Genomic DNA, 21,676 nt, shown 5'->3' with positions numbered 1-21,676 from the left:
TCGGGCCGCAACATGGAGCTTCCTCACCCGATGGAGCCCGCCATGACCACCTCCCGCCGCATCCTGCTGATAGAAGGCCATCCAGATGCGAGCGTGGAGCGCCTCAACCATGTCCTCGCCGAGGCCTATGCCGATGGCGCTCGCGCCGGGGGCCACGAGGTGCGGCGCATCGGCTTGGGTGCGCTCGATTTTCCCGTGCTCAAGACCGCGGAGGCCTGGCACCACGGCACGCTGCCGCCGACCCTGCAGCCCGCGCAGGACGGCATCGCCTGGGCCCAACACGTGGTGATCTTCTTCCCGCTCTGGCTGGGCGACATGCCGGCGCTGCTCAAGGCCTTTCTGGAGCAGGTCGCGCGCCCGGGTTTTGCGGTCGGCCCCGAAGGCGCCAAGCCGTTTGGCCACAAGCCGCTGAGCGGGCGCTCGGCGCGTGTGGTGGTCACCATGGGCATGCCAGCGCTGGCCTACCGCTGGTACTTTCGGGCGCACAGCGTCAAATCGCTGGAGCGCAACATCCTGGGTTTCGTGGGCTTTGCACCCATCCACGAAACGCTCGTCGGCTCGGTGGAAAACCTGGGCACTGCGGGCGTGGCGCGCTGGTTGAGCAAACTGCGGAAACTGGGCGAGAAGGCGGCCTGAGCGGTCCGCCGCGCCCCGCCATCACTTCACCGTGATGGTGATGCGCTCGCTGATCACCACCGGGTGGTGCGGGATGTGGTTCTGGTCGCCCAACACGAGTTGCAGCGTGTGGGTGCCCGGCTTGAGCTCCACGCTGGTCTCGGTCTGCCCCAGGCCGAAGTGGCGAAACTGGTCGTTGGCGGGCAACGGCGCGTTGGCGTCCACCTCGGCCACATCGATCAGCAAGTGGTGGTGACCGGTGCCTGCCTTCTCGAAGCCTGCTGGCGCCACACCCATGCCGATCAGTCCGAAGCCCACCTTCACCGGACTGGTGACCGTGGAGCCGTTGCGAAGGTTGGTGAAATAGACCCTGGCTTCAGTCGGTGCGGTCACCTTCCTGTAGCCGGACGACAGCGTGGGCGTGCTCGGGGTGAGCTTCGCCGGGGTGGTGGGTGCCGCGGTGGTCATCGTGCCGCCGTGGTGCATGGCGTGCATGGCAGCGTGGTCGTGGCGCGCGCAGCCAACGAGCGCGAGCAGGGCGGCCACCATCAGGCCGAGTTGCGCGGTGCGCAGGGAAGGGGGCATGGGGTGTCTCCTGGGGTGGGGTTGTGCCACTCAGGATACGCCGCGGGGTGGGCAAGCAAGCCAGTCGCCCGGTGCTGGCCGGGGTCATTGCGGCCCCGGCGCGCGCAGGGTCAGGGCGCGACCTTCACGCCTTTCCAGAAAGCGACGCGCCCGCGGATTTCTTCGGCTTCGGGCTTGGGGTCCGGGTAGTACCAGGCCGCGTCGCTGTTGAGTTCACCGTTGACCAGCAGCGAGTAGTAGCTCGCCTGGCCCTTCCAGGGGCAGCTGGTGCGGTGGTTGCTGAAGGTCACGTGGTCGCGGTTGAGCGAGCTTTCGGGGAAGTAGTGGTTGCCTTCCAGCACCACCGTGTCGTCGCTCTCGGCGATCACTGCGCCGTTCCAGGTGGCCTTCATGCCAGGCTCACTTGTTCTTTTCCTTGCCGCGCGGCACCACCGCCGTCACGGGGGGCATGGGCCTGTCGGACGTGACCGGCCCCTTGGGCGCGGAGGTGTCCTTCTTCGGTTTTTTGGACAGTTTTTCGTTGCGCTGCTCTTTGCCCATGGGGGCCTCCGTTTAACAGCCGCGAAGGCGGCTTGACTGCACGATGGTAAGGCACAAAACCACGCTTCAAGGCTGTCCGATGCCAAGGAAACTCGCCAGGGCCTGGGTGTCGTTGGCACCGGCTTGCATCACCACCTCGTTGCTTCGCTGGTGCCGCGCCACGATGTAGGGCACCGAGGTGGCGCCCAGGCGTTCAAGCAGGGCGGTGTTGGTCTTGATGGCGGCCAGCACGTCGGGTGCGATGTCGGCCGAGGCCGCGGTGCCGCCGTTGCCGGTCAGCAGCGATGTTTCGTGCGCGGTCATGGCCTGCACGGGATTCGTGGAGGTCATGATGGCCGCGCCCTGGGGGGCGCTTTTGGCGTTCATGATGGCCACCGGGAGCCAGATGAACTTCACGCTGCCGTGCAGCGGCATCGAGGCTTCCCACAGGCGTGCGCAATGGGGGCATTGTGGGTCGAACAAAACGTAAACGGCATTGGCGCTGAGGATCTTGCCGGCCGCAAAACCTTTGCCTTGCGCTGCGAGCACGTCCAATGCCTGTGCGGCTGCTATCGGAGCGTTGGCGGTGGCGGTGGGTGCTCTGGCAGCTGGCGCACTGGCGTCTTCTTTCGAGCAGGCTGACAGCAGGGCCAGCGAAGCGAGCAAGGGCAGGGCGACGTGTCTGAGTTTCATGGTGGACGGTGCAGTGTGGGCAGAAGTCGGGATCATCGCAGACCGAAGGCCTCAAGGAAAAGGCGCTGCGCTCCCCGGATGAAGGGGTGCGCAGCGCCTGATGGGGCGAGTAGACCGAAGGAGGTCAGTTGTTCAGGATCAGGTTGGCGATCAGGCCGGTGGCAATCGCGATCAACACATAGTCACTGCCGACCTGCACCCACTGGTGGCCGCGCGGAGGTGCGGACAGGCGGTGCTGATGGGGGTTCACCACCACGTACTGGCGGTTGCGGTATTCGACGGGGATGTAGCGTCCGCGCTGGAACTGCGGTCCACGCGCCTGGTAGTAGTAGCGGGGTTGCGCGCCATGGCGGTAGTCGCGGCGGTCGGCGCGGAAATCACGGCGGTCTTCGCGGCGCTCCCGCCGGAAGTCGCGTCGATCGTCCCGGCGGTCTTCGCGGAAATCGCGGCGGTCGTCTCGGCGGTCGTCGCGGCGATCATCCACACGTTGCATGGTGGGCGCTCCATAACGCTCGCCCTGACCATAGCCCTGTGCGAAGGACAGGGAGCTGACGCTCAACGTGGCGGCAGCGATGGCGTACACAACAAGATTTCGGGGTTTCATGGAGTTGACTCCTGGGGGTTGGTGAGTCTTCATGTTGTGCCCCCCATGTATCCGCCCGGTGAACGCGCCCCGCAGCGCAGGCAAAGATGCGTAGCCGGTTGTGCGGCCCGCGCGGGCGTCAGTCCTGGGCGGCGGCCTGGGCGTGCAGCTTGGCGGCGATGTACTCGCCGTGTGTCACATGCAGCAGGCCCGCCACCTTGCTGATCACGTGGTGCTCGTTGGCGTCGAGGTGGTGGTCGGCAAACGCCACGTCCCACATGGCTTCGACCACGCTGATCTTCTGCGCCTGGGTGAAGCGCTCGTTCATCATGCCGGTGAAGCGCTGGTAGTCGTAGGCCGTGCGTGCTGTTTCGTGGGCCAGCTCCATCAGGCGTTCCACCTCGTCGTCGGTCAGCGCGAACTTGCGCCGCAGCGCGGTGATGACCGCGTCGCGCTCGCTGGCCTTCAAGTCGGGCTCGGCGCGCATCACCTCCACCAGCAGCACGGCGGTGGACAGTTGCAGCGTGTGTTCCTGCTCGGCAGGCAGTTGGGCGCCGGCCGGCGCGCCGAGGCTGGCCGCGAGGTTGTCGAACAGGTCTTTGAGGTTTCTGAGCATGGGCGGGCGGAAAGGGAGTGCGTGAGGAAGGGGATGGAGCTCAGGCCGGCGTCGTTGGTTCCCGGCCCCACACCAGCAACAGGTTGTTGGCCGGCATGGCGTGGCGCTCGCGCAAGTGCAGGCCGACCTCGCGGGCCTGCTGTTCCACCTGGGCGAGGTGACGCAAGCCCCAGTCCGGGTGTGTGTTGCGCAGGCTCTCGTCAAACGCCAGGTTGCCCGGCGAGGTGGGCACGCCGTCTTCGAGGTAGGGGCCGTAGGTGATGAGCACACCGCCGGGCGCTAGCACCCTTGCTGCGCCCCGCATGAGCCCGGCACAGGCGGCCCAGGGGGCGATGTGCAGCATGTTGGCGCAGTAGACGGCGTCAAAGGTCTCGCCAAACGCCTCACCGAACAGATCGCCCTCGTCGGGCCATTGTTCGGACATCACGTCCAGCCGCATCGGCGGCAGCACATTGCGCGCGCCCGACTGGTCTGTCCAGGCGGCGATGGTGACCATCGCACTGGGTTGCAGGTCGGTGGGTTGCCATTGCCATCCCGGCAAACCGGCGGCAAACCAGGTGGCGTGCTGGCCGGTGCCGGATGCGATTTCCAGTGCCACGCCGCGCTCGGGCAGCACCCGCTGCAGGGTTTCCAGTATGGGCTGCTTGTTGCGGTCGGCGGCGGGGCTGGCGGGAAGGGCAGTCATGGGTGCATTGTGGGACAGTGCCGGCGCCTGCCCGTCTCAGACCGAGGGAGGCTTGCGCTTGAGGGTGAGTTTCACGCTGGCTTCGGCGCCGGCCTCGGCAATGAACAACAGCTCTCCCTTCGCGCTGAGGGTGAGCCCGATTTCAATGCCGTCCAGCGACCATTCGCTCTGAGCGCCGGTCATGGACGAGGTCAGCGCAAGCATGTCCTCGATGGTCTTCTTCCACTGCTTTTTCATGGCTTCGCCGTCCACCACCTTGACGGCACCACCGCTGAAAAAGCTTTTCAGAGAATGTCTCTCGACCAAGTCGTCTTCATCAAGGTCCTGGTCACCCAGATCGAATTCGGTGGGCACGAACAACTGCACTTCCCAGGGGGGAGTTTTTTTGCTGGCCATGTGGGCTCTCCTGTTTAGATGAAGGGATCGACCTTGAGCACGTGCACCGCCTGTTCGAGGTTCTGCACCAGCCCGACCACACCACCAGGCACCTGGCTGGTGTTCATGCTGCCCAGGTACAGACCGAGGCCCTGCCGGTTCAGGTCACTCACCAGCGCGCCCGAATCGCCTGGCACGCAGGGCAGATCCAGAAACGACAGCACGGGAAACGCGCCGGTGCGCACCACGCCCAGGGTGTCCATGGTGCGGATCACGTGGCGCTGCTGAGGCGTCTTCTGGCTCTCCACCCAGACCCGAAAGCCCGCGGCCGGGCACGGCAAGGGTGCCACCGGCTGAGGACTGATGGGCCCGCCGGGTGGTGTGGTCAGTACAAAGGCGGCATCGATCGGCGGGTAGCGGGCTCGCCCCAACTGGCCTTGTTGCCCGAGCGACATCGCGACCGCCCCCCCGCGCCCCACATGCCGCACCGCGTGGCCCGCGGTGAGCACGCCCCAGAGCGCCGACTTGCGGCTGCGGGCCCAACAGGCCGTTGTTGCACCCACCGGGTGCGCCAGTGCATGCAGTTCCGTGCGGGCCGAGCCCAGGCCCACGGGGAATGTCTGTGCAAGCCGGGGGAAAAACGCTTCGCCCACCAGCTCGAAGGGCCGATCGATCGGCAACTGCGATGTCAGCACCAGACCAAAGCCGTGGGCTTCATGCTCGGGATCCATGAGGCCGATGGCGCAGCGCTCGAAAGGGTTGCTGAACGCGGTGCTCAGGCCCCACGAAGCCACCACCCCGTTGGTGCGCGGGCGGAACACCCATTGACCCTGACGCATCTCGCTGAACAGGGCGTGGGTCCAGCGCCGGGAGCGATGAAGGAGGTCTTCATCGTCCAGCCCGGACGATTCATCCTCCTGGGCGATGGCAAGCTCAACCTCGGGTGGCACCAGCAAAGCGGGCGGGCTGTTGAACGGCAGGGTTTCGCGCAGGTAGCCGTCCGAATAGTTCATGGAGCACCTCCTGTTTTCACCGAGGTGCAGGAGCGTGCGCGAAAAAGGCGCCGTTGGCAAGTGGCCGCATCCAGGCCGGCTTCGGGGCGCCCATCAGCTAGCATGGCCCGATGAGCACCCAATTTGAGAGCCTTCAGCTGGCCAGCCTGTACCCCGACGCCTTCAATGTGCCGGCCCCCGACACGCCGGTGGGGCGCGATGTGTGGCCGCGCAAGCCGGGCGTGTTCGTGCGGCTGGTGGCCACCGAGCCGTTGGCCGAGGGCGCCGAGCCCGACAAGCCCACATTCGAGCTTGCCACGGGCCAGTTCGGCCTGGTGCCCACCTGGGTCAAGTCGGCATCGGACGCCAAGCTGCGATCGACCAAACTGGTCAACGCGCGCTGCGAGATCGTGACCACCTCCAACAACTTCCGCGAGGCCTGGCTGGGCGCGCGGCGCTGCATCGTGCCCATGCTGTCGTTTCAGGAAGACGACTTGCGCAGTGGCAAGCCCGTGCCCACGCGCATCACCCGGGTGGACGGAAAACCCATGGGGGTGGCGGGTTTGTGGGAAAGCTGGAAGGGGGCCGGAGGCGAAGTCATCGTGAGCTTCTGCCTGCTCACGGTGAACGCCAACAGCCACGCGCTGATGCACCGTTACGGCCAACCCGGCAGCGAAAAGCGCATGCCGGCGATCTTGAACGAGGGCGCCTACAGCGCCTGGCTGACCGCGCCTCACCCGGAGAAAGCGCGTGAGTTCATGCGGGCCTATTCGGCCACTTTGCTCACGGCGAACCCGGTGCAGAAGTAAAACGGTCGCGAGTGCTCATTCAGCGCTCATGGCTCGCGGACGCTTCCTGCGCGCGGCAGGCGCCTTGGCGTTGATTTTGGGCAGGTTGAGCACCGGTGGCATGGGCTCATGAAACCGCGAATGCTGGCGCAGCAGCATGGCGGCTTCAAAGCGGGTGCGCCGCTTGATCACCACGTGCAGCAACAAGAGGGCCACACCCACCGCCAGCGCCATCCAGGCCGGCGCCAGCAGGGCCCGCGACGCAACCTTGAACGTCGCCTGGTCGCCCATCGCCAACGAAAGCATCCACAGGCCACAGCCCGCCACCAGGGAGCTCACGCCGTTGACCAGCAGCGGGTCGTGTTTGCGTCGCGCGGTTTTGCGTGGCGAGGCTTGCGCCTTGCGCGAGGAATCTTGTTCTGTTGACATGCCTTGACATGGTGCCTTGGTACAGAGATGAACGGCGCCACGGCCCGACGAAGCAGGCCTGCCACCGGCTGGCCGTGCAGTCCTTCGGGAACGAGGAAACGCTTTGACTTAAGACGCCTCCTGCACTGAGGACTTACGGGTGATGCCGCGGTGTGGCCATCACACCAACTCCCCCGGCGCGGTGTCGATGTCGTGCTGCGAAATCGGGCGTGAATCACGCGCCTCGCCCACTTGCGCCAGCGCGCGGCGTTCGGCCTGGTTGATCACCTCCATCGGCGAGGAGCCGTCTGGCTCGAGTGTGATCACGCCCATGCCCAACTGAGGCGTGAAGGGCTGGTACATGTGCTTCGCATCCATCACGGACAGGGGCAACGCCACGGTGGAGCTCAGACGGGTGAGGGTCTCGAAAGTCGCCTTGTTGAGCTTGTCGCTGGCGAGCACCACGACAAAGCAGCGCGGGTGGTAGAGCCCCACCACGCACCGAAACCCCGCCGCGCGGCGCACCCGGGCCGCCAGCGTCGCGAGGATCTGATGCTCCGTGCCTTGTCCGGGAGCGCCGGTCAGTTCGTAGAGGTTGCTCACGTGCAGGCACACCACGGTGCAGAGGCCACCGCGCCGCGCCGTGCGCCAGAAAACGTGTTCGACCTCGGTCAGCAGCGCTGCCCCCGTGGGCAGGCCAGTGGCGGGCTCGGCGCCTTCGTTCAGCCGCGAGAGGCGCGCCAGTTCGCGGTTGTACCGGTTTCGCAAGAGGCCCAGCGCCGAAGCAATCAGGAAGTAGGCCAGGGTGAAGACCGCGGTGGCCAGCCAGGTGCCCAGGCCCAGCCCCGGCACGCTCAGGCCCCGCGCATAGAGCCCCACCGTGGCGGCCGCCAGGCACACCATGCCCACGCCCATCCAGCGCGCCAGCGGGTCGCCCAGCTTGGCCGCGCGGATGACCGCGAGCAGTCCTAGCAGCACCGGCACCAGGTTGACGGTTGCCGCCAGCATGAGCAGCGCGGGGAAATCCATGGGGTCCACCTGCGAGGACACCGCCGTCAGGGCCAGTGCCACCAGAAGGACGGCTGTGCCGCCCAGCGCGGTGAGGTTGTGCACCAGCGCGTCTTCGCGCACACCACCCAGCCAGTTGCCCAGAAAGTACAGCGCCATGGCGCTCGCCAGCGGCCCCAGGCTCGCCTTGAGCATCATCATCAGGCGCTCGGGCAGCTCCGGAAAAAAGACCTCGGGCAACCCCGTCATGACCACACAGCTGGCGCCAGCGATCAGCACGAAGAGCAGGTTGCGCACCGAGCCCGTGGAGCGGCTGGACAGCGCGTCGCCCAGCGCCACGGCCGACAACGTCAACAAGCCTCCCAGCATGGCCGACCACACAGCAATTTCAAATACAGGCATGCGGCGCATTGTGGTGGGCCGCAGGCAAACGCCCTGAGACAAATGTCACGCTGGAAACACCACAGAGGCGTTTTCAGCCCAGCTTGTGCCTCGGAAGTGCCTTGAGCGTTGCGCCTACAGTCCTTCCCATGACATCTTTAGTGGCCCCACCGCCAGAAACCCGCCCCAGCCACGCCGTGTTCAGCCTGCGAGCCCGGCGCCTGGCCGCGAGCGCCAAACCCTTCGTGGCCCGGGGCTCCGGTGGCGGGCGCTGCGCCAGTTGCCGGCTCATTGCCAGCCATTGCCTGTGTGCCTTGCGCCCGCGGGTGACCACGCGCGCCGGGGTGTGCCTGGTCATGGGCGACATCGAGGCGCTGAAACCCAGCAACACTGGCTGGTTGGTGGCTGACGTGGTGGCCGACACCTGGGCCTTTGGCTGGTCCCGCACCGCGGTGGAACCCGGCCTGCTCGCCTTGCTGGCCGATCCGCAGTGGCAGCCCTACCTGGTGTTTCCGGGCGAGTTCGTGCAGCCCGAGCGGGTGGTGACCGATCTGAGCGCTTCAGTGGAAGCCGGGACGCAGCAGGATGGTCGCAAGCCGCTGTTTGTGCTGCTCGACGGCACCTGGTCCGAAGCCCGCAAGATGTTCCGCAAGAGCCCCTATCTGGACCACCTGCCCGTGCTCAGTCTGCACCCCGATCAGGTGTCCAACTACCGGCTGCGCCGCTCGGCGCGCGAGAGCCATTTCTGCACCTCTGAAGTGGCGGCGCTGTGTCTGGCGCTGGCCGGCGAAACGCACGCCGCCCAGAGCCTGGCCGCCTGGCTCGACGTGTTCACCACGCACTACCTCAGCGCCAAACGCAGCGTGGTGCTTGACCGCGAGAGCGAGGCTCACCAGCGGCTGCTGGCGCTGACCCTGGCTTGGCTCAAAAAAACAGCGGTGTAGGATGGGAAGCCTTCCAACCCACCCCAGGCGACGAGGCATGTACCGACCCACTCCCCGCACTTCCCGACGACCCGCGCTCATCACCTCTGCGGTCGTGTTTGTTGTGGTGCTCGTTGGCGGCTACTACGGTTGGCAGCACTTCAAACCTCGGCAGGCACCCGAGCCTGTTGTTGAACCCGTGGCCCCGGCGCCTGCGGGAACGCCCGTGCCACTGGCGCCCGCGACCCCGGCCATCCAGCATCCCATCGATCCCCCAGCCCCCGAGGCCGCTGGCGGGCCCGCACCGTTGCCCACACTGGCCGAGTCCGATCAACAAGTGGGTGAACTGCTGACCGATCTGCTCACGCCCCAGAACGTTCTGGCCTTCCTGCAGCTCGACGGCTTTGTGCGGCGGGCGGTGGCCACGGTGGACAACCTTGCGCGTGAGCAGGCGCCCACCCTGGTCTGGCCCGTCAAGCCCACGCCCGAGCGCTTCACCGTGCAGCGCGGCAGCGACGGCGTTGAGAGCATCCACCCCGACAACCAGCGCCGCTACGCGCCGCTGGTGCTGATGATCGACTCGGTCGACACCGCCCAGGCCGTCGCGCTGTACCGTCGGCTTTACCCCCTGTTTCAGCAAGCCTATGAAGAGTTGGGCTTTCCGGGGCGTTACTTCAACGACCGACTGGTCCAGGTGCTGGACCACCTGATCGCCACCCCGGTGCCGACCGCTGCGCCAGCCGTCACGCTGGTGGAGGTGAAGGGCGAGGTGACCTCCACGCAGCCCTGGGTGCGGTACGAGTTTTCCGATCCGGCGCTGGAGTCGCTCTCGGCCGGGCGAAAGATGCTGTTGCGCGTGGGGCCCGCGCACCAACAGCGCCTGCAGGCCAAGCTGCGCGACATCCGCCAGCGCGTCGCCAAGCCCTGAGCGGCGACGCACCTCTGCCCATGGTTGTTGCACCCGTTGCCCGCTTGATCTGCTTCAACAAGCCCTATGGCGTGTTGAGCCAGTTCACGCCCGAAGGCCGCTGGCGTGGGCTCAAGGATTTCATCGACATTCCGGGCGTGTACGTGGCCGGCCGACTCGACGCCGACAGCGAAGGCCTGCTGCTCCTGACCAACGACGGCCAACTGCAGGCCCGCATCAGCGACCCGCGCCACAAGATGGAAAAGACCTACTGGGTGCAGGTGGAAGGCGTGCCCGACGAGGACGCTCTGGCTGCGCTGCGCCAAGGTGTGCAACTCAACGACGGCCCCACCCGCCCGGCCCGCGCGCGCCGCATGCCCGAGCCGTCGCCGCTGTGGGAGCGCAACCCACCCGTGCGCGTTCGCCAGTCCATCCCCACCAGCTGGCTGGAGCTGGTGATCTCTGAAGGGCGCAACCGCCAGGTGCGCCGCATGACCGCCGCTGTAGGCTACCCCACGCTGCGCCTCATCCGCGCCGCCATCGGACCACACGCCCTGCAAGACCTGGCGCCTGGTGCGCTGCGGGGCTGACCATCTCCATGCAAAACAAGATCCTGCTCACCGGTTTTGACGCCTTTGGCGGTGCGACGCTGAACCCGAGCTGGCTGGCGGTGAAAGCGCTGCACGGCCGGCAGGTGCTCGGGCACACCGTGGTCGCCGCGCAGCTGCCCACCGTGTTCGACGCATCGCTGAACGAACTGAACGCACTCCTGAGAAAACACCGGCCCGCGCTGGTGGTGTGCGTGGGCCAGGCCGGTGGGCGCGGCGCGCTGTCGCTGGAGCGTGTGGCCATCAACGTGAACGACGCGCCCATCGCCGACAACGCGGGTGCACAGCCCGTGGACACGGCAGTGAAGCAGGGCGCACCCACGGCCTATTTCACAAGCCTGCCCATCAAGGCCATGCTGGCCGAGTTGCAGCAAGCAGGTATTGCGGCCGAGGTGTCGCAAACCGCCGGCACCTTCGTCTGCAACCACGTGTTCTATGGGTTGATGCACGCGCTGGCCACGCGACGCGAACTCAAGCACACGCGTGGTGGATTCATTCACGTGCCGTGGCTGCCGGAGCAGGGCAGCCCGAGCATGCCGCTGGAGGACATCGTGCGCGGGCTGAAGCTGGCGGTGCGCTGCGCGATGTTGATCGAGCAAGACACAGCGCTTGGCGCTGGCGCCACCAACTGATCAGGCCTGCCAGACCCCGAAGCCGGCCGAGCGCAGGTCGATGCCCACTTCAATCTCCTTGTCCACCGCATCGGCGTATTTCATCGGGTTGAAGCCCTCGTACAGATCGGGCAGCAGGCGCAACCCGTATTTCTGCACATACGCGTTCGACTGGATGCCCGCCTTGTGCTTGTCGAACCGCACGTCCGGGTCCAGCCCGGTCATGCCCACATACACGCAGGGTTTGCCGTCGACGTAGCCCGGGTTGTTCTTGCGGAACCTCGGTTCGAGCAGCACGTCTTTGGACAGCTCGATCACGTAGACGTGGTGGTGGGGGCGGCGGGCCATGGTGGGGGTTTGGGGGCGGTTGACCTCATCGACGCGACATTGCCAACTTGGAACGACACCTCGGATAGTTCTTGCACCCCCAGAACGCCGAACCGCCCTTGGTTGGTGTGCGTTCCACCATCTTGGTGCCGCAGCTCGCGCAGGTCGGCCGTGCGTAGTCGCCTTCAAATGCCACCGCCAACAGGGCCTGTTGCTGTTCTGGTGTGCGCTGCGCGATCTGCTTGAGCAGACCCGCGCCGTCCAGCAGGTGGATGCCGTTGCTTTTGCCGAAGGCAACGGCATCGGGTGTGAAAGTGGACGTGGTGGCGTAGGTGCCGCGCTTGAGCTGGTGCGACGACATCACGCCGAAGAACTCGCGCACCTCCTTCACGCCCACCGCCTTGGACTGCCAGTGTTTGCATTGCGCCACCGACACGGCACCCCGCGCGTTCTTTGAATGCAGCCAGACGTCCACCCCACCATCGGGCCCGTGCGACTGCGAGCGTGTTTCAAACCCGGCCTGGGCGAACAAGGCTTCGCACACCGCCTCGAAGCGGCGCCATTCGATGGCGTGGAACACGGCAGGGCTCCATTGGGTAGGAACGGGTGTTGCCGCCAACGTACTTTGCTCATCGGGCCGGCGATACGCCACTTCGTCAAAGCGCTGACGCAAGGCCTTGGGCTCTTGGGGCTTGGCGGCGGGTACCACGAGCGCGCCACCCGGCTTGTTGACAACGCGGTTGATCAACACGTGGATGCCGATCAACACTGCGCCAATGCCCAGGGCGAACCAGGCTGGGGTTCGAAGACCTCGGGCCACCGCATCCATCACGGTGCTGCCAGAGAGCATGAGCGACGCCAGCAGCATGGCAACACCGATGGTCAGAGCAGCGGCGCCTTTTTCAAGGAACGGCTGGCGTGGGCCTCTGTTGGATTTTCGTTGACGTTGTCTTGCCATGTTCGATTCCCCCTGTCCGTTGTGTTGCGTCAACGGCATGATGAGGCATGCCCAAGAACGTCAAGAAGGCAATGCGGCAATGAATGCAACCGCCACCCGCTTCAATGGCCAACTCAAGAAGTGGAACGCCGATCGAGGTTTCGGTTTTGTCGTCGCCGAGCATGGCGACCAGCCGATCTTTGTGCACGTGTCCACCTTCCCGCGCGACGGGCGTTTGCCCACCGTGGGAGAGGCGCTGTCGTTTGAAATCGAGCTGGACAAGGACGGCCGCAAACGTGCGGCCCGGGTCCGCAGGCCGGGGGCTGAGCAGCACGCACAGTCGCGTCGGAACGAACGGATGGCGACCACTGGACGGAGAGCACCCCGGCGTTCCGAATCGTCACCGTTCGCCTCTCGCTTCATCACCTTGCTCTTCGTGGCCGGGCTGGGCTGGTATGCGTATGCGCAGTACAGCGAGCGGGTGCCGCCTGTGCCAACTGCAAGCCAGAGCGTGATCAGCGCGCCGGCGCCAGCGGCGGACCAACCAGCTCGCAGCACATTCCAGTGCGACGGGCGCCAGCACTGCTCGCAAATGACCTCATGCACAGAGGCCAAGCTGTTCCTGAAGAACTGCCCCGGCATGAAGATGGACGGCGATGATGACGGAGTCCCTTGCGAGGACCAGTTGTGCAAAGGGCTGTTTGAACGCTGAGAGACCGGGGCCGGCTGCAACCTCAAGCGCGCCCGACCACCACCGGCGCATGCACCGCCATCAACTCCACCACCCAGTCAATGAACGCCCGCAGCTTCGCGCTCACGTGTCGGTTCGGCGGGAAGGCCACGTGCATCGGCATCGAATCGCAATGCCAGCCGTCGAACAGCGGCACCAGTTCGCCGCGCGCTGCGTGGTCCTGGGCCATGTAGTGCGGCAGCCATAGCACGCCCATGCCGGCGAGCCCTGCCGCCAGGTAGGCGTTGCCGTCGTCAACGGCCACCGCATAGCGCCCCTGCACCTCGATGCGCTCAGCATCGCGCTCCATGCCCAGGGGCGCCACCGTGCCGCTGCGTGCGCGCAGAAAACCCACCGTGCGGTGGTGCGTGTCTTCCAGCTCGCGCGGGTGCAGCGGCGTGCCCGCGAGCGCCAGGTAGCTGGGGGCCGCGTAGACGCCGAGCTGCAGGTCGCCCACGCGGCGCGCGATCAACGACGGGTCGGTGACTTCACCGCCGCGCAGCACGCAGTCCACGTTGTCGCCGATCAGGTCCACCATACGGTCGCTCACGCCCATGTGGAGCTGGATCTCGGGGTAACGCGCATGAAACGTCGGCAGGGCCGGCATCAGGATCATGCGGGCCAGCGGGCTGGGCACGTCCACGCGCAAGCGCCCGCGGGGCGAGGCAGATGCACTGGAAAGGCTGGTGTCCGCGTCTTCCATGTCCGCCAACAGGCGCACCACGCGCTCGTAGTAAGCAGCGCCATCAGCTGTCACCTTCACCTGCCGCGTCGTGCGGTTCAGCAGCTTCACGCGCAACCGCGCCTCCAGTTGCTGCACCAACTGCGTCACCGTGGTCTTGCTCATGTGCAGCGTCTGCGCTGCCTTGGTGAAGCTGCCAGCTTCCACCACGCGGGCAAAGGCCTGCATCGCATCAAAACGGTCCATGGCTGTTCCTCATACCTCGTTCGATTGTTTGGGAATCTCAAACAGTCATTGTGCGACTTGCCCGTTTATCTGCAGGCCGTGAATGCCTAGAGTCGATCCATTCCCACCCATCAAAGAGGTATTCCATGTCTGCACGTGATGTTGTCTTTCCCGCTGGGCGCCAGGCTCTCTATGAAAAGAACCACTACTCGCCAGCGATCCGCTCCAACGGTTTTCTGTTCGTCTCGGGGCAGGTGGGCAGCCGGCCTGATGGCTCACCCGAGGCCGATCTGAAAGGCCAGGTCCGCCTGGCATTCGACAACCTCAACACGATCCTCTCGGCCGCCGGCTGCACGTTCAAGGACGTGGTCGACGTGACCGTCTTCATCGTCGACCCGGAGTCAAATTTCGAAACCATCTGGCAGGTGTTTGGCGAACATTGGGGCGAAGCCCCGTACCCCACGCTCACCGGCGTTGGCGTGACATGGCTCTACGGGTTTCAGTTCGAGATCAAGGTGATTGCGAAGCTGCCTGAGGCCGCTTGAAGCGCAAAACTGGCTTTTGCGCTTCATCGTTGAGGCGATCCGGGGCTGAGCGCCACAGAAGGTCAGCCAGTGAATCCCCATGCATAGAAGACTCAAACCGGCTTCAACAACCTGCGCAGCGCGCGAATCTTTTGCCAGAGCACCGCCTTGGGCAGCGTCATGGCCATGGCCTGCATGCAGCGCTCCAGCCAGCCCTGGCGGTCTTGCAGTCGGTCAATGGCTTTGGCCAGATCTCGCGCCACGGCGGGGCCGTAGGCTTGCTCGGCCTTGGCCAGCGCCGTGCGCAGCAGGGGCAGGCGCAAGCCCATCATGGCCAGGTCGATCACGTCGCGGCTGAACACACCGTCGTCCGCCCACCGGTCTGAATTGGCCAACATTTTCGAAGCCGCGAGATCCAGCGGCGTGAGCGTGCCAATGCCACACACCTCATCGTCCTTGGTCGGCGCTTCCAGCGAGATGCGTGCCTCGCGCACGATTTCAAACTTGATGGCCTGGCCGTCCATTTGCACCACCGTGCGCAGGCCGTACTGATCGGCGCGCACCTCGCGCAGCATCTCCAGCGGCTGAGCGCCAGGCCTGACCAGGGCGTTGAGCCCACCGGCGCCTGTGAGCAACTGACGCAGTTCCCGGTAGCCCGCAGCGTCGGACACCAGAAAATCGATGTCCACCGATTCGCGGTACTCGCCATGGCGCAGGGCGATGCAGGTGCCGCCGCCAAACAAGCAGCCATGCCGCCGCAGCGCATCGCCGTCCAGCGCGGCGAGCACATGTGCAATGCGCTGGTGGTGAGGGCGTTCAAACATCGGGTGTGCCCACCACCGCCGCGCCACCACCCAGACCCGTGCGCAGCGCCTGCAACAGCGCCCTCTCGGCGGGCAACATGGCAGCAGTGTCCAGATGGCGCGCATTGCGCTCGTAAATACCCAAGGCCTCCAGGGGTGAAAGCGTGTCGATACCGTGCACCTGCCAGGCCAGGGCCTTCAACTGCGGGTAGTCCGCCAGGTGCACCCGCACCGGAATCCACTCGGCCAGATCTGCCGGGCTCGCACCCTCCCCATCGGTTTCGGCGTCTTCAGCATTGCGGGCCAGCAGCGTCATACCCAGCGCCGCCATGGCATTGGCCCATGCGCCACCTGCCACCGAAGGCTCGCCCTTCTCAATGCGGTGCAGCGTCACCCGCGACATGCCCGCCGCCTCGGCCGCCGCCGTGCTGCTCACACGCAGTGCCTTGCGGCGCGCGCGAAGCTGCGCGCCCAGGGCTTGCAGCTGCGCGGTGCTTTGGTCGAGCGGGGGAGGTGATTGGGCTGACATTTGTTTCTTATTCTGATCAAAATTGTCATTTTGTCAAGTTTGAGAAACAAAAGTCGTGTCGAAACTTCCGTGGCCCTTCAGGGAACACACGGTTCATCGATCCGAGTTGAACTGGCGGCTCTGAAGGTCTATGGTCGATGTGCTTGGCGACTTGTCTCTCCACGCCGTGGGTTGTCGTCAGGCTCTCTTATTTGTCTTCTCAAAGGAGAACAACATGGGACTACTCGACAAGTTTTTCGGCAGCAAAGTCATGTATCCGCCGCTGCCGCCGGGCAGCGAGGCTATTGGCAAGCTCGATGAAATCAAAACACCGCTGGAGGAGCTGGCGCACAAGGTGTCTGACCACCTGCAAGTGGTGCCGGCAGAGCATGAAGCCTTCGTCTTCCTCGGCAAACCACCCGAGAGCTTTGGCATTGCCTGGATTCATGACGGCAAGGTCTCCAGCCTCAATGACATGGCCAAGGAGCACCATCTATCGCAAGTCGAAGTCGGGGAGTTGATCTTCCGGCTTGGCGAGGCCTATCAGCACGCCAGCGAATCGCCGCGCTACTCGGCGGAATTCGGTGGCAAGCAGATGGTGGTCATACCGTCGCAGGGTCTGGAGCAGGAAGTGCACCAGATCATGGCGAACACGCTGCACTGAGAGCGGCGGCATCAACAGCCTCCGCCAACGCATACGGCATCAGTTGCCAGTTCAAGCCAACCCGTCCAGTAAACCCTGAACGGCGTCGATCAAGCCTGGCAGAGCGTTCTGAGCAATGTTCCACACACGGTGGTGGGGTTGACCGTGGCGTAGCCGTGAATGAGCTGGTTGCGAAAGGCCACGATCTGCGGCAGGTCTGCAATGCGTGCCGCGAGCGATGGATCCAGTTTGGCCAACTGGTTCAGCGCTTCCCCGATCACTTCGAACTTGCGCTCCACTGCCGCTTGCACCAGTTCGCTGCCGACTTACGCCGTGGCGTCCATACCGGACGTGAAGGACTGAATGGCCAATGCTGCTTCGCGCACGTCCCACAGGAAAGCGCGCGGATCACGCTGCATAAACGGCTTCGCGATGGCGATTGATGTTGGCCAGCACGTAGGGGTTGCGCACCGCGCCGGGTTCCACCAAGTCCACCCCCCGGCCGAGCAACTGTTCCAGATCCGACTTCGCGCCAAAGAAGGAATTCAGATCGGGGTGAACACCCGGGGCGAACTCCACCAGAAAGTCTGCGTTGCTGCTATCTGGGTTGAAGTCATCGGCCCGTGCAGCCGAGCCAAACACCTCCAGGCGGCGAATGCCGTGGCGCTGGCAGATGGCAGCGATGCCTGAGCGGTGTTGGGAGATGGCGGGATGCATGGGCTGAGTGTATCGACGGGCCGAGCAGATCAGCAATGGCGGGGCAAGACTCGGCCGCGCCCAAGCCTCAAAGCCACACCCGCCCCGGGGCCGGGCTGGTCTCGATGGTGAACTCGGGCGTGCCGCCCAGCACGAAGGCGCCGAGCACCAGGCTGAGCAGCGAGATGAACAGGCTGGCCCAGAACGCCGTCCAGAACCCGTCGACCTTGAAGCCGTCCACCAGCTTGGCCACCAGCAACAGCATCAGCGCGTTGATCACCAGCAGGAACAGGCCAAAGCTCAGCAGCGTCAAGGGCAGCGTGAGCACCACCAGCAGCGGCCGCACGATCGCATTGGCCAGACCCAGCAGCAGGGCTGACACCACCAGCGCCGAGGTGCTGCCGAACCGGATGCCTTTGAACAGATGGCTCGCCACCCACAGGGAGAAGGCGGTGATGGCCCAGTGGAGGAGGAAGGGGGTTACGTTGGCGAGCATGTGAGGGGTGGTGTGTGATGGGTTCAATCGACTGTCTTCATGGGGAGTGTGCACTTGCAGCGGGGATAGTTCGTGCAACCCCAGAACCGTGCCCCGTTCCCCCTGGCTTCGCGCTGCACCATCTTCACGCCACAGCTGGCGCACGTGGGCTTCCAGTACTCACCTTCGTACGCCACTTCCAGCAGGCGGGCCTGCTGCTCTGGTGAGCGCTGGGCAATCAACCTGAGCAGATCGTTGCCGTTCTGCGCGGTGATGCCGTTGGCCTTGGCAAACGCCACCGCATCGGACGTGTAGCGCGACGAGGTGGCGAAGGTGCCGCGCTTGATGCCATGCGACGCCATCACACCCAGGAATTCGCGCAGTTCCTTCACCGTGACCGGATTGCCTTGCCAGTGCTTGCACTGCACCACCGACACCGAGTTATTGGGGTTCTTCGAATACAGCCAGATGTCCACCCCGCCGTCCGCTCCGTGCAACTGCGACCGCGTTTCATAGCCTGCCTGCGCAAACAGGGTTTCCACAACCGCCTCGAAGCGCCTCCATTCGATGGCAGCGAAGACCTTGGAACTCCAATGAACCTCAGTGACCGGCCCTGTCTGCGCCTTGGCTCCGGCAAAAAGCGGATCACGCCGATCGTCGAAGGAGTTGCGTGCCGAGTCAGTGTTGGAGGACAAGGCAGCCAGCGCCCGAAAGACGAAGTGCAGGCCCAGCAAGCCCACACCGATAGTCAATGGAAGCCAGAGCACGGAGCGCAGACCGGCTCCTGCAGATGCGAGGTGAGGGCGTCCTTGCATGTACTCGCTGGCCACCCAAAGCAGGGCAGTCAAAACCAGGACGGTAAAGACCCTGTCCGGGAACGTTTCGTTGGACTGCTGTCGATGTCCTCGGCGTCGATTGCCACGGTAGGCCATCTCTGTTGCCCGCTGTACTCGCCGTTGTCAGCTAACGAATGCGCGTGGTCTGCGCTCAGACCGGATGAAAGTCCTGCGGCCAAAGAAAGTAAGGCCCGAACCGGGACTTGGCCACGAACTCCACACCCGCCTTTTCGCCCTTGGCAGTCAGCAGATGTTTGTCGCCGTCCACCGTCAAAAAGCCTTGCTCGGCGGCGCGGTCCATGAACTGGGCCGTCTTCATGCCCAGCTTGGCCGCGATCTTGGACGAGGCCAGCTTGTCGCCGACCGAATCTGAATCAACACCCTTGCCAGTCTCAGCAGCAGTAGCTTCGGGCTCATGGGACACGCGCTCCAGCGTGATGCGCACTTCTTCGCTGATGCGAATGATGCGCTGGGCTTCTTCGTAGGCGTCTTTGTAGAGCTGGCTATCTTCTCCGCGCTGGATCAGGATGCCCATCTCGTTGTTGTTCACCTGGCTGAACTCGTAGAGGTTCAGGCTGGTGATGATGCACATCTCTTCATTCATGTAGCACTTGGCGTGCAGGTTCTTGCAGAAGCTGGTGCGGATGTAGGTCAAGCCGCGCAGCCATTCAATCTCCTGCGGCTGCAACTCACTCTTGCCGTAAACGATGCGCACGTCGATCTTCAAGCGGTTCTTGTCCGCCAGAAGCTCTTTCATGCGGTCGTTGAGCTTTAGGAAGGGGCTGATCAGGATCAGGCGGTCGGATGCGCCTTTGATCAATTCTTCCAAGTGGTAGTTGGTGCCGGTAGTGGATAGAAATTTCGCCATTATTTTTCTCCCTCGAAAATGATCGCTTGTGGTTCAATCAATCGGAATTTGATTCCAAATATTTAATTTGATCGCGAGTATTTATTGATTGTTTGAGTTCTCTCTTTCCCAGCGAAGAAAATTCATAACAATTGTATAGATATTATAAATAAAACTCTTCAGTGTGAGGAGTAAGTATGCGAAGCTCGTACCGACATATACATATGCAATAACTATTATTGTATCTCTTAGAAGTAGAGGATCGGGTGTGAATTTTATTACCCACCAAACAATGCTATTGTTTTGGCCAAATAAAAGGATCGAGAGATACAAGCCGGAACATGCGATATAGATGATAAACACATGCATGAATTTCGCGAGATTTGCTTTTAATGTTGGTAGTTTGGTTTCAGGATCAGTGTGATCCATCATTGCCAACATCATGCCGGGTTTTGCGACTGTCACAAATATTGTGAATCCGGCAATTAAGAAGCCAAGTGTTGTAATTGAAAAGTTGAAGCCGTTTGCGGCCCAAGTTCTAATCTCTATTAACAGCGAGTCTGCGTGGTTGGTAAGCGCGCATGCTTTAAATGTGAGTGCAGCGGCTGTTGCGGTCAAGACCACAATGTGTAGTAGGCTTGGTCTAATTTTCCTTGTGAGTAGATATACATCTCAAAGAGACTTTTCTGAAGTCAATTCGGATGATTTGAAGTTGAGTTTCATTTTATTTTGAGATGAAGAAACTCTGAACTTTTTGAACTGTCTCTGCAGAGGGTGTCGGTAGTTTAATAACTCCGGTGTTTGCAAGATTCAAGAAAGTCTCAAGTAACTGCTTGGCGGCAGCTGAGATTCTGCTAGACAAATTTTCAAGTTCTACAGATAGAGAAAAGTCTTCATTGTTTCCTCTTATTGAGTCCCCTTGGGAATCTTCACCTTTAATAGAGACTTCCGCGTTCCCCATCCCACTCGCTGCCGAGACCTGATCTTCAACTACTTCGCCCACTAGGTGTGAAGGCCCAATAGGTTGTATGTGTTCATCTGAGTTGAGTTTGAGAGACTGGGAATTACCACACCCCCAGAACCCTCAAGGAACTCAACCAGATGANTGTGAAGGCCCAATAGGTTGTATGTGTTCATCTGAGTTGAGTTTGAGAGACTGGGAATTACCACACCCCCAGAACCCTCAAGGAACTCAACCAGATGAACATCCATAAGAATGCCCGACTTACGCTGGCGCGTCGAATCGAAATGGTTCAAGACATCACGGAGCATGGACTGAGTGCCTGCGCAGCCGCTCAGGCGCACGGCGTGAGCGCGCCCACCGCGCGCAAGTGGCTGGGGCGCTACCTGGCGCTGGGCCAAGCTGGCCTGGTTGACGCCTCCTCGCGCCCCGCGAACTCACCGCGCGCCATCGAGCCGGCCAAAGCCCTGGCCGTGGTGGAGTTGCGCCGCAAGCGGCTCACGCAGGCGCGCATCTCGGCGGCCCTGGGTCTCTCCAAGAGCACCGTGGGGCGGGTCCTGGCCCGCGCGGGTCTCTCACGCCTGAGCGACCTGCAACCCGTCGAGCCGGTAGTGCGCTACGAGCATGCAGCCCCGGGTGACATGCTGCACATCGACACCAAGAAGCTCGGGCGCATCGTGAGGCCCAGCCACCGCGTGACGGGCAACCGCAAGGACAGCGTGGAGGGCGCCGGCTGGGAGATGCTGTTCGTGGCCATCGATGACCACGCCCGCATCGCCTTCACCGACATCCACGCCGACGAGAAGGCCCCCAACGCGGTGCAGTTCCTGCGCAACGCACACGCCTACTACGCCAGCCTGGGCGTGCGCATCCAGCGCCTGCTCACAGACAACGGAGCGGCCTTCCGGTCACGGGACTTCGCGCGGGCCTGCCAGGAGCTGGGCATCCGCCACCGGTTCACGCGTCCCTACCGGCCGCAGACCAACGGCAAGGCCGAGCGCTTCATCCAGTCGGCCCTGCGTGAGTGGGCCTATGGCTTCACCTATCAGAACTCCAGCGAGCGCACGGCTGCGCTGGACTACTGGAATCACCACTACAACTGGCACCGCCCTCATCAAGGCATTGGCGGCATCGCTCCCATGTCCCGGCTCACTCGCTCAAGAAACAACCTCTTGACTCTTCACA

At 63.6% G+C, this 21,676-nt stretch carries 32 protein-coding genes; 10 read left to right on the top strand and 22 right to left on the bottom strand.

The window, feature by feature from the left end; all coding sequences use genetic code 11:
• Positions 1–42 precede the first annotated feature (42 nt).
• Entirely contained in the window at positions 43–636 is a 594-nt protein-coding gene (locus tag ASE11_RS11630; RefSeq protein ID WP_235501270.1) for an NAD(P)H-dependent oxidoreductase, read from the top strand.
• Between the two features lie 21 nt (positions 637–657).
• On the opposite strand, the gene ASE11_RS11625 is transcribed toward ASE11_RS11630, so the two are convergent.
• The 9 genes from ASE11_RS11625 to ASE11_RS11590 all read right to left on the bottom strand — a co-directional run bounded on the left by ASE11_RS11625 (position 658) and on the right by ASE11_RS11590 (position 5,684).
• Entirely contained in the window at positions 658–1,200 is a 543-nt protein-coding gene (locus tag ASE11_RS11625) for a DUF4399 domain-containing protein (protein ID WP_200959347.1), read from the bottom strand.
• A 110-nt stretch (positions 1,201–1,310) separates the two neighbouring features.
• Positions 1,311–1,592 carry a DUF427 domain-containing protein gene (locus ASE11_RS11620; protein WP_056271071.1) on the bottom strand — a complete coding sequence of 94 codons (282 nt, stop codon included), beginning with the start codon at positions 1,590–1,592 and terminating at the stop codon, positions 1,311–1,313.
• Between the two features lie 7 nt (positions 1,593–1,599).
• Positions 1,600–1,740 (bottom strand): hypothetical protein, encoded by a 141-nt coding sequence (locus ASE11_RS26220; RefSeq protein WP_164474141.1) that lies wholly within the window; start codon positions 1,738–1,740, stop codon positions 1,600–1,602.
• A 66-nt stretch (positions 1,741–1,806) separates the two neighbouring features.
• Positions 1,807–2,412 carry a thioredoxin fold domain-containing protein gene (locus ASE11_RS11615; RefSeq protein ID WP_056271068.1) on the bottom strand — a complete coding sequence of 202 codons (606 nt, stop codon included), beginning with the start codon at positions 2,410–2,412 and terminating at the stop codon, positions 1,807–1,809.
• A gap of 124 nt (positions 2,413–2,536) precedes the next feature.
• Positions 2,537–3,016 carry an RcnB family protein gene (locus ASE11_RS11610; protein ID WP_082585689.1) on the bottom strand — a complete coding sequence of 160 codons (480 nt, stop codon included), beginning with the start codon at positions 3,014–3,016 and terminating at the stop codon, positions 2,537–2,539.
• Between the two features lie 118 nt (positions 3,017–3,134).
• The gene (locus ASE11_RS11605) at positions 3,135–3,611 is read right to left on the bottom strand and encodes a TerB family tellurite resistance protein (protein ID WP_056271060.1); all 477 of its coding nucleotides are present in this window, start codon (positions 3,609–3,611) and stop codon (positions 3,135–3,137) included.
• 40 nt (positions 3,612–3,651) lie between these two features.
• Complete coding sequence (locus tag ASE11_RS11600; RefSeq protein WP_056271057.1) at positions 3,652–4,296, bottom strand: DUF938 domain-containing protein; 645 nt, start codon at positions 4,294–4,296, stop codon at positions 3,652–3,654.
• Positions 4,297–4,332: 36 nt separating this feature from the next.
• Entirely contained in the window at positions 4,333–4,692 is a 360-nt protein-coding gene (locus ASE11_RS11595; RefSeq protein WP_056271053.1) for a hypothetical protein, read from the bottom strand.
• Between the two features lie 14 nt (positions 4,693–4,706).
• Positions 4,707–5,684, bottom strand: a complete 978-nt coding sequence (locus tag ASE11_RS11590; RefSeq protein WP_056271050.1) for a hypothetical protein — start codon at positions 5,682–5,684, stop codon at positions 4,707–4,709.
• A 110-nt stretch (positions 5,685–5,794) separates the two neighbouring features.
• On the opposite strand from ASE11_RS11590, the gene ASE11_RS11585 reads away from it, so the two are divergent.
• Positions 5,795–6,472, top strand: a complete 678-nt coding sequence (locus ASE11_RS11585; RefSeq protein WP_056271045.1) for an SOS response-associated peptidase — start codon at positions 5,795–5,797, stop codon at positions 6,470–6,472.
• Between the two features lie 15 nt (positions 6,473–6,487).
• On the opposite strand, the gene ASE11_RS11580 is transcribed toward ASE11_RS11585, so the two are convergent.
• Together ASE11_RS11580 and ASE11_RS11575 are read right to left on the bottom strand one after the other, a co-directional pair.
• On the bottom strand, positions 6,488–6,880 hold the full coding sequence (locus ASE11_RS11580; RefSeq protein ID WP_056271042.1) for a hypothetical protein: 393 nt from the start codon (positions 6,878–6,880) through the stop codon (positions 6,488–6,490).
• Between the two features lie 159 nt (positions 6,881–7,039).
• Positions 7,040–8,269: a diguanylate cyclase gene (locus tag ASE11_RS11575; RefSeq protein ID WP_156406329.1), complete on the bottom strand. Its 1,230-nt coding sequence runs from the start codon at positions 8,267–8,269 to the stop codon at positions 7,040–7,042.
• 128 nt (positions 8,270–8,397) lie between these two features.
• On the opposite strand from ASE11_RS11575, the gene ASE11_RS11570 reads away from it, so the two are divergent.
• Genes ASE11_RS11570 through pcp form a run of 4 tightly spaced genes read left to right on the top strand, consistent with a single transcriptional unit; the run spans position 8,398 to position 11,318 of the window.
• Positions 8,398–9,192 carry a tRNA-uridine aminocarboxypropyltransferase gene (locus ASE11_RS11570; protein WP_056271036.1) on the top strand — a complete coding sequence of 265 codons (795 nt, stop codon included), beginning with the start codon at positions 8,398–8,400 and terminating at the stop codon, positions 9,190–9,192.
• Between the two features lie 37 nt (positions 9,193–9,229).
• On the top strand, positions 9,230–10,099 hold the full coding sequence (locus ASE11_RS11565; RefSeq protein ID WP_056271032.1) for a DUF3014 domain-containing protein: 870 nt from the start codon (positions 9,230–9,232) through the stop codon (positions 10,097–10,099).
• Positions 10,100–10,119: 20 nt separating this feature from the next.
• Positions 10,120–10,668: an rRNA large subunit pseudouridine synthase E gene (locus tag ASE11_RS11560; RefSeq protein WP_082585688.1), complete on the top strand. Its 549-nt coding sequence runs from the start codon at positions 10,120–10,122 to the stop codon at positions 10,666–10,668.
• Between the two features lie 8 nt (positions 10,669–10,676).
• Positions 10,677–11,318 carry a pyroglutamyl-peptidase I gene (gene pcp / locus ASE11_RS11555; protein WP_056271024.1) on the top strand — a complete coding sequence of 214 codons (642 nt, stop codon included), beginning with the start codon at positions 10,677–10,679 and terminating at the stop codon, positions 11,316–11,318.
• Here pcp and ASE11_RS11550 read toward each other — a convergent pair whose 3' ends face one another.
• Together ASE11_RS11550 and ASE11_RS11545 are read right to left on the bottom strand one after the other, a co-directional pair.
• Complete coding sequence (locus ASE11_RS11550) at positions 11,319–11,645, bottom strand: hypothetical protein (RefSeq protein ID WP_056271021.1); 327 nt, start codon at positions 11,643–11,645, stop codon at positions 11,319–11,321.
• A gap of 25 nt (positions 11,646–11,670) precedes the next feature.
• Positions 11,671–12,582, bottom strand: coding sequence for a restriction endonuclease (locus ASE11_RS11545; RefSeq protein WP_056271016.1), 912 nt, complete (start codon positions 12,580–12,582; stop codon positions 11,671–11,673).
• On the opposite strand from ASE11_RS11545, the gene ASE11_RS11540 reads away from it, so the two are divergent.
• Complete coding sequence (locus tag ASE11_RS11540) at positions 12,581–13,273, top strand: cold shock domain-containing protein (protein ID WP_235501268.1); 693 nt, start codon at positions 12,581–12,583, stop codon at positions 13,271–13,273. The genes ASE11_RS11545 and ASE11_RS11540 overlap by 2 nt on opposite strands.
• Before the next feature lie 22 nt (positions 13,274–13,295).
• Here the strand turns inward: ASE11_RS11540 and ASE11_RS11535 are convergent, their stop codons facing one another.
• The gene (locus ASE11_RS11535) at positions 13,296–14,219 is read right to left on the bottom strand and encodes a LysR family transcriptional regulator (protein WP_056271010.1); all 924 of its coding nucleotides are present in this window, start codon (positions 14,217–14,219) and stop codon (positions 13,296–13,298) included.
• Positions 14,220–14,344: 125 nt separating this feature from the next.
• Here ASE11_RS11535 and ASE11_RS11530 point away from each other — a divergent pair, with 125 nt between their 5' ends.
• Positions 14,345–14,743: a RidA family protein gene (locus tag ASE11_RS11530; protein WP_056271007.1), complete on the top strand. Its 399-nt coding sequence runs from the start codon at positions 14,345–14,347 to the stop codon at positions 14,741–14,743.
• A gap of 92 nt (positions 14,744–14,835) precedes the next feature.
• On the opposite strand, the gene ASE11_RS11525 is transcribed toward ASE11_RS11530, so the two are convergent.
• Together ASE11_RS11525 and ASE11_RS11520 are read right to left on the bottom strand one after the other, a co-directional pair.
• Positions 14,836–15,546: a nucleotidyl transferase AbiEii/AbiGii toxin family protein gene (locus ASE11_RS11525; protein WP_056271003.1), complete on the bottom strand. Its 711-nt coding sequence runs from the start codon at positions 15,544–15,546 to the stop codon at positions 14,836–14,838.
• A complete protein-coding gene (locus tag ASE11_RS11520; protein ID WP_056271000.1) occupies positions 15,539–16,054 on the bottom strand; it encodes a helix-turn-helix domain-containing protein in 516 nt (171 codons plus the stop codon). Before ASE11_RS11520 ends, ASE11_RS11525 begins: the two co-directional genes overlap by 8 nt.
• 214 nt (positions 16,055–16,268) lie before the next feature.
• Here ASE11_RS11520 and ASE11_RS11515 point away from each other — a divergent pair, with 214 nt between their 5' ends.
• Positions 16,269–16,697 carry a hypothetical protein gene (locus ASE11_RS11515; protein ID WP_056270996.1) on the top strand — a complete coding sequence of 143 codons (429 nt, stop codon included), beginning with the start codon at positions 16,269–16,271 and terminating at the stop codon, positions 16,695–16,697.
• 89 nt (positions 16,698–16,786) lie between these two features.
• On the opposite strand, the gene ASE11_RS25835 is transcribed toward ASE11_RS11515, so the two are convergent.
• The 6 genes from ASE11_RS25835 to ASE11_RS26130 all read right to left on the bottom strand — a co-directional run bounded on the left by ASE11_RS25835 (position 16,787) and on the right by ASE11_RS26130 (position 20,148).
• A complete protein-coding gene (locus tag ASE11_RS25835) occupies positions 16,787–16,987 on the bottom strand; it encodes a DUF86 domain-containing protein (protein ID WP_200959346.1) in 201 nt (66 codons plus the stop codon).
• A gap of 97 nt (positions 16,988–17,084) precedes the next feature.
• A complete protein-coding gene (locus tag ASE11_RS11505; protein ID WP_056270992.1) occupies positions 17,085–17,393 on the bottom strand; it encodes a nucleotidyltransferase family protein in 309 nt (102 codons plus the stop codon).
• A gap of 67 nt (positions 17,394–17,460) precedes the next feature.
• On the bottom strand, positions 17,461–17,868 hold the full coding sequence (locus ASE11_RS11500) for a phage holin family protein (protein WP_056270989.1): 408 nt from the start codon (positions 17,866–17,868) through the stop codon (positions 17,461–17,463).
• A 23-nt stretch (positions 17,869–17,891) separates the two neighbouring features.
• Positions 17,892–18,779 (bottom strand): restriction endonuclease, encoded by an 888-nt coding sequence (locus tag ASE11_RS11495; RefSeq protein ID WP_156406327.1) that lies wholly within the window; start codon positions 18,777–18,779, stop codon positions 17,892–17,894.
• A 55-nt stretch (positions 18,780–18,834) separates the two neighbouring features.
• Positions 18,835–19,551: a phospholipase D family protein gene (locus ASE11_RS11490; RefSeq protein ID WP_056270983.1), complete on the bottom strand. Its 717-nt coding sequence runs from the start codon at positions 19,549–19,551 to the stop codon at positions 18,835–18,837.
• Positions 19,552–19,632: 81 nt separating this feature from the next.
• Positions 19,633–20,148, bottom strand: coding sequence for a hypothetical protein (locus ASE11_RS26130; RefSeq protein ID WP_200959345.1), 516 nt, complete (start codon positions 20,146–20,148; stop codon positions 19,633–19,635).
• A 582-nt stretch (positions 20,149–20,730) separates the two neighbouring features.
• Here ASE11_RS26130 and ASE11_RS11485 point away from each other — a divergent pair.
• On the top strand, positions 20,731–21,676 hold a 946-nt coding region (locus ASE11_RS11485; RefSeq protein ID WP_056272151.1), incomplete at its 3' end, for an IS481 family transposase.

This window comes from Hydrogenophaga sp. Root209 (genome assembly GCF_001428625.1).
GTDB lineage: Bacteria > Pseudomonadota > Gammaproteobacteria > Burkholderiales > Burkholderiaceae_C > Hydrogenophaga.
The sequence above is the reverse complement of the archived record's forward strand: the minus strand, read 5'-3'. Positions and strand labels throughout refer to the sequence as shown.

Excerpts from the sequence above, each read along its gene's own strand:
- ASE11_RS11630 (WP_235501270.1), top strand. The coding sequence starts at position 43 with ATGACCACCTCCCGCCGCATCCTGCTGATAGAAGGCCATCCAGATGCG.
- ASE11_RS11625 (WP_200959347.1), bottom strand. The coding sequence starts at position 1,200 with ATGCCCCCTTCCCTGCGCACCGCGCAACTCGGCCTGATGGTGGCCGCC.
- ASE11_RS11620 (WP_056271071.1), bottom strand. The coding sequence starts at position 1,592 with ATGAAGGCCACCTGGAACGGCGCAGTGATCGCCGAGAGCGACGACACG.
- ASE11_RS26220 (WP_164474141.1), bottom strand. The coding sequence starts at position 1,740 with ATGGGCAAAGAGCAGCGCAACGAAAAACTGTCCAAAAAACCGAAGAAG.
- ASE11_RS11615 (WP_056271068.1), bottom strand. The coding sequence starts at position 2,412 with ATGAAACTCAGACACGTCGCCCTGCCCTTGCTCGCTTCGCTGGCCCTG.
- ASE11_RS11610 (WP_082585689.1), bottom strand. The coding sequence starts at position 3,016 with ATGAAACCCCGAAATCTTGTTGTGTACGCCATCGCTGCCGCCACGTTG.
- ASE11_RS11605 (WP_056271060.1), bottom strand. The coding sequence starts at position 3,611 with ATGCTCAGAAACCTCAAAGACCTGTTCGACAACCTCGCGGCCAGCCTC.
- ASE11_RS11600 (WP_056271057.1), bottom strand. The coding sequence starts at position 4,296 with ATGACTGCCCTTCCCGCCAGCCCCGCCGCCGACCGCAACAAGCAGCCC.
- ASE11_RS11595 (WP_056271053.1), bottom strand. The coding sequence starts at position 4,692 with ATGGCCAGCAAAAAAACTCCCCCCTGGGAAGTGCAGTTGTTCGTGCCC.
- ASE11_RS11590 (WP_056271050.1), bottom strand. The coding sequence starts at position 5,684 with ATGAACTATTCGGACGGCTACCTGCGCGAAACCCTGCCGTTCAACAGC.
- ASE11_RS11585 (WP_056271045.1), top strand. The coding sequence starts at position 5,795 with ATGAGCACCCAATTTGAGAGCCTTCAGCTGGCCAGCCTGTACCCCGAC.
- ASE11_RS11580 (WP_056271042.1), bottom strand. The coding sequence starts at position 6,880 with ATGTCAACAGAACAAGATTCCTCGCGCAAGGCGCAAGCCTCGCCACGC.
- ASE11_RS11575 (WP_156406329.1), bottom strand. The coding sequence starts at position 8,269 with ATGCCTGTATTTGAAATTGCTGTGTGGTCGGCCATGCTGGGAGGCTTG.
- ASE11_RS11570 (WP_056271036.1), top strand. The coding sequence starts at position 8,398 with ATGACATCTTTAGTGGCCCCACCGCCAGAAACCCGCCCCAGCCACGCC.
- ASE11_RS11565 (WP_056271032.1), top strand. The coding sequence starts at position 9,230 with ATGTACCGACCCACTCCCCGCACTTCCCGACGACCCGCGCTCATCACC.
- ASE11_RS11560 (WP_082585688.1), top strand. The coding sequence starts at position 10,120 with ATGGTTGTTGCACCCGTTGCCCGCTTGATCTGCTTCAACAAGCCCTAT.
- pcp (WP_056271024.1), top strand. The coding sequence starts at position 10,677 with ATGCAAAACAAGATCCTGCTCACCGGTTTTGACGCCTTTGGCGGTGCG.
- ASE11_RS11550 (WP_056271021.1), bottom strand. The coding sequence starts at position 11,645 with ATGGCCCGCCGCCCCCACCACCACGTCTACGTGATCGAGCTGTCCAAA.
- ASE11_RS11540 (WP_235501268.1), top strand. The coding sequence starts at position 12,581 with ATGTTCGATTCCCCCTGTCCGTTGTGTTGCGTCAACGGCATGATGAGG.
- ASE11_RS11545 (WP_056271016.1), bottom strand. The coding sequence starts at position 12,582 with ATGGCAAGACAACGTCAACGAAAATCCAACAGAGGCCCACGCCAGCCG.
- ASE11_RS11535 (WP_056271010.1), bottom strand. The coding sequence starts at position 14,219 with ATGGACCGTTTTGATGCGATGCAGGCCTTTGCCCGCGTGGTGGAAGCT.
- ASE11_RS11530 (WP_056271007.1), top strand. The coding sequence starts at position 14,345 with ATGTCTGCACGTGATGTTGTCTTTCCCGCTGGGCGCCAGGCTCTCTAT.
- ASE11_RS11525 (WP_056271003.1), bottom strand. The coding sequence starts at position 15,546 with ATGTTTGAACGCCCTCACCACCAGCGCATTGCACATGTGCTCGCCGCG.
- ASE11_RS11520 (WP_056271000.1), bottom strand. The coding sequence starts at position 16,054 with ATGTCAGCCCAATCACCTCCCCCGCTCGACCAAAGCACCGCGCAGCTG.
- ASE11_RS11515 (WP_056270996.1), top strand. The coding sequence starts at position 16,269 with ATGGGACTACTCGACAAGTTTTTCGGCAGCAAAGTCATGTATCCGCCG.
- ASE11_RS11505 (WP_056270992.1), bottom strand. The coding sequence starts at position 17,393 with ATGCATCCCGCCATCTCCCAACACCGCTCAGGCATCGCTGCCATCTGC.
- ASE11_RS11500 (WP_056270989.1), bottom strand. The coding sequence starts at position 17,868 with ATGCTCGCCAACGTAACCCCCTTCCTCCTCCACTGGGCCATCACCGCC.
- ASE11_RS11495 (WP_156406327.1), bottom strand. The coding sequence starts at position 18,779 with ATGGCCTACCGTGGCAATCGACGCCGAGGACATCGACAGCAGTCCAAC.
- ASE11_RS11490 (WP_056270983.1), bottom strand. The coding sequence starts at position 19,551 with ATGGCGAAATTTCTATCCACTACCGGCACCAACTACCACTTGGAAGAA.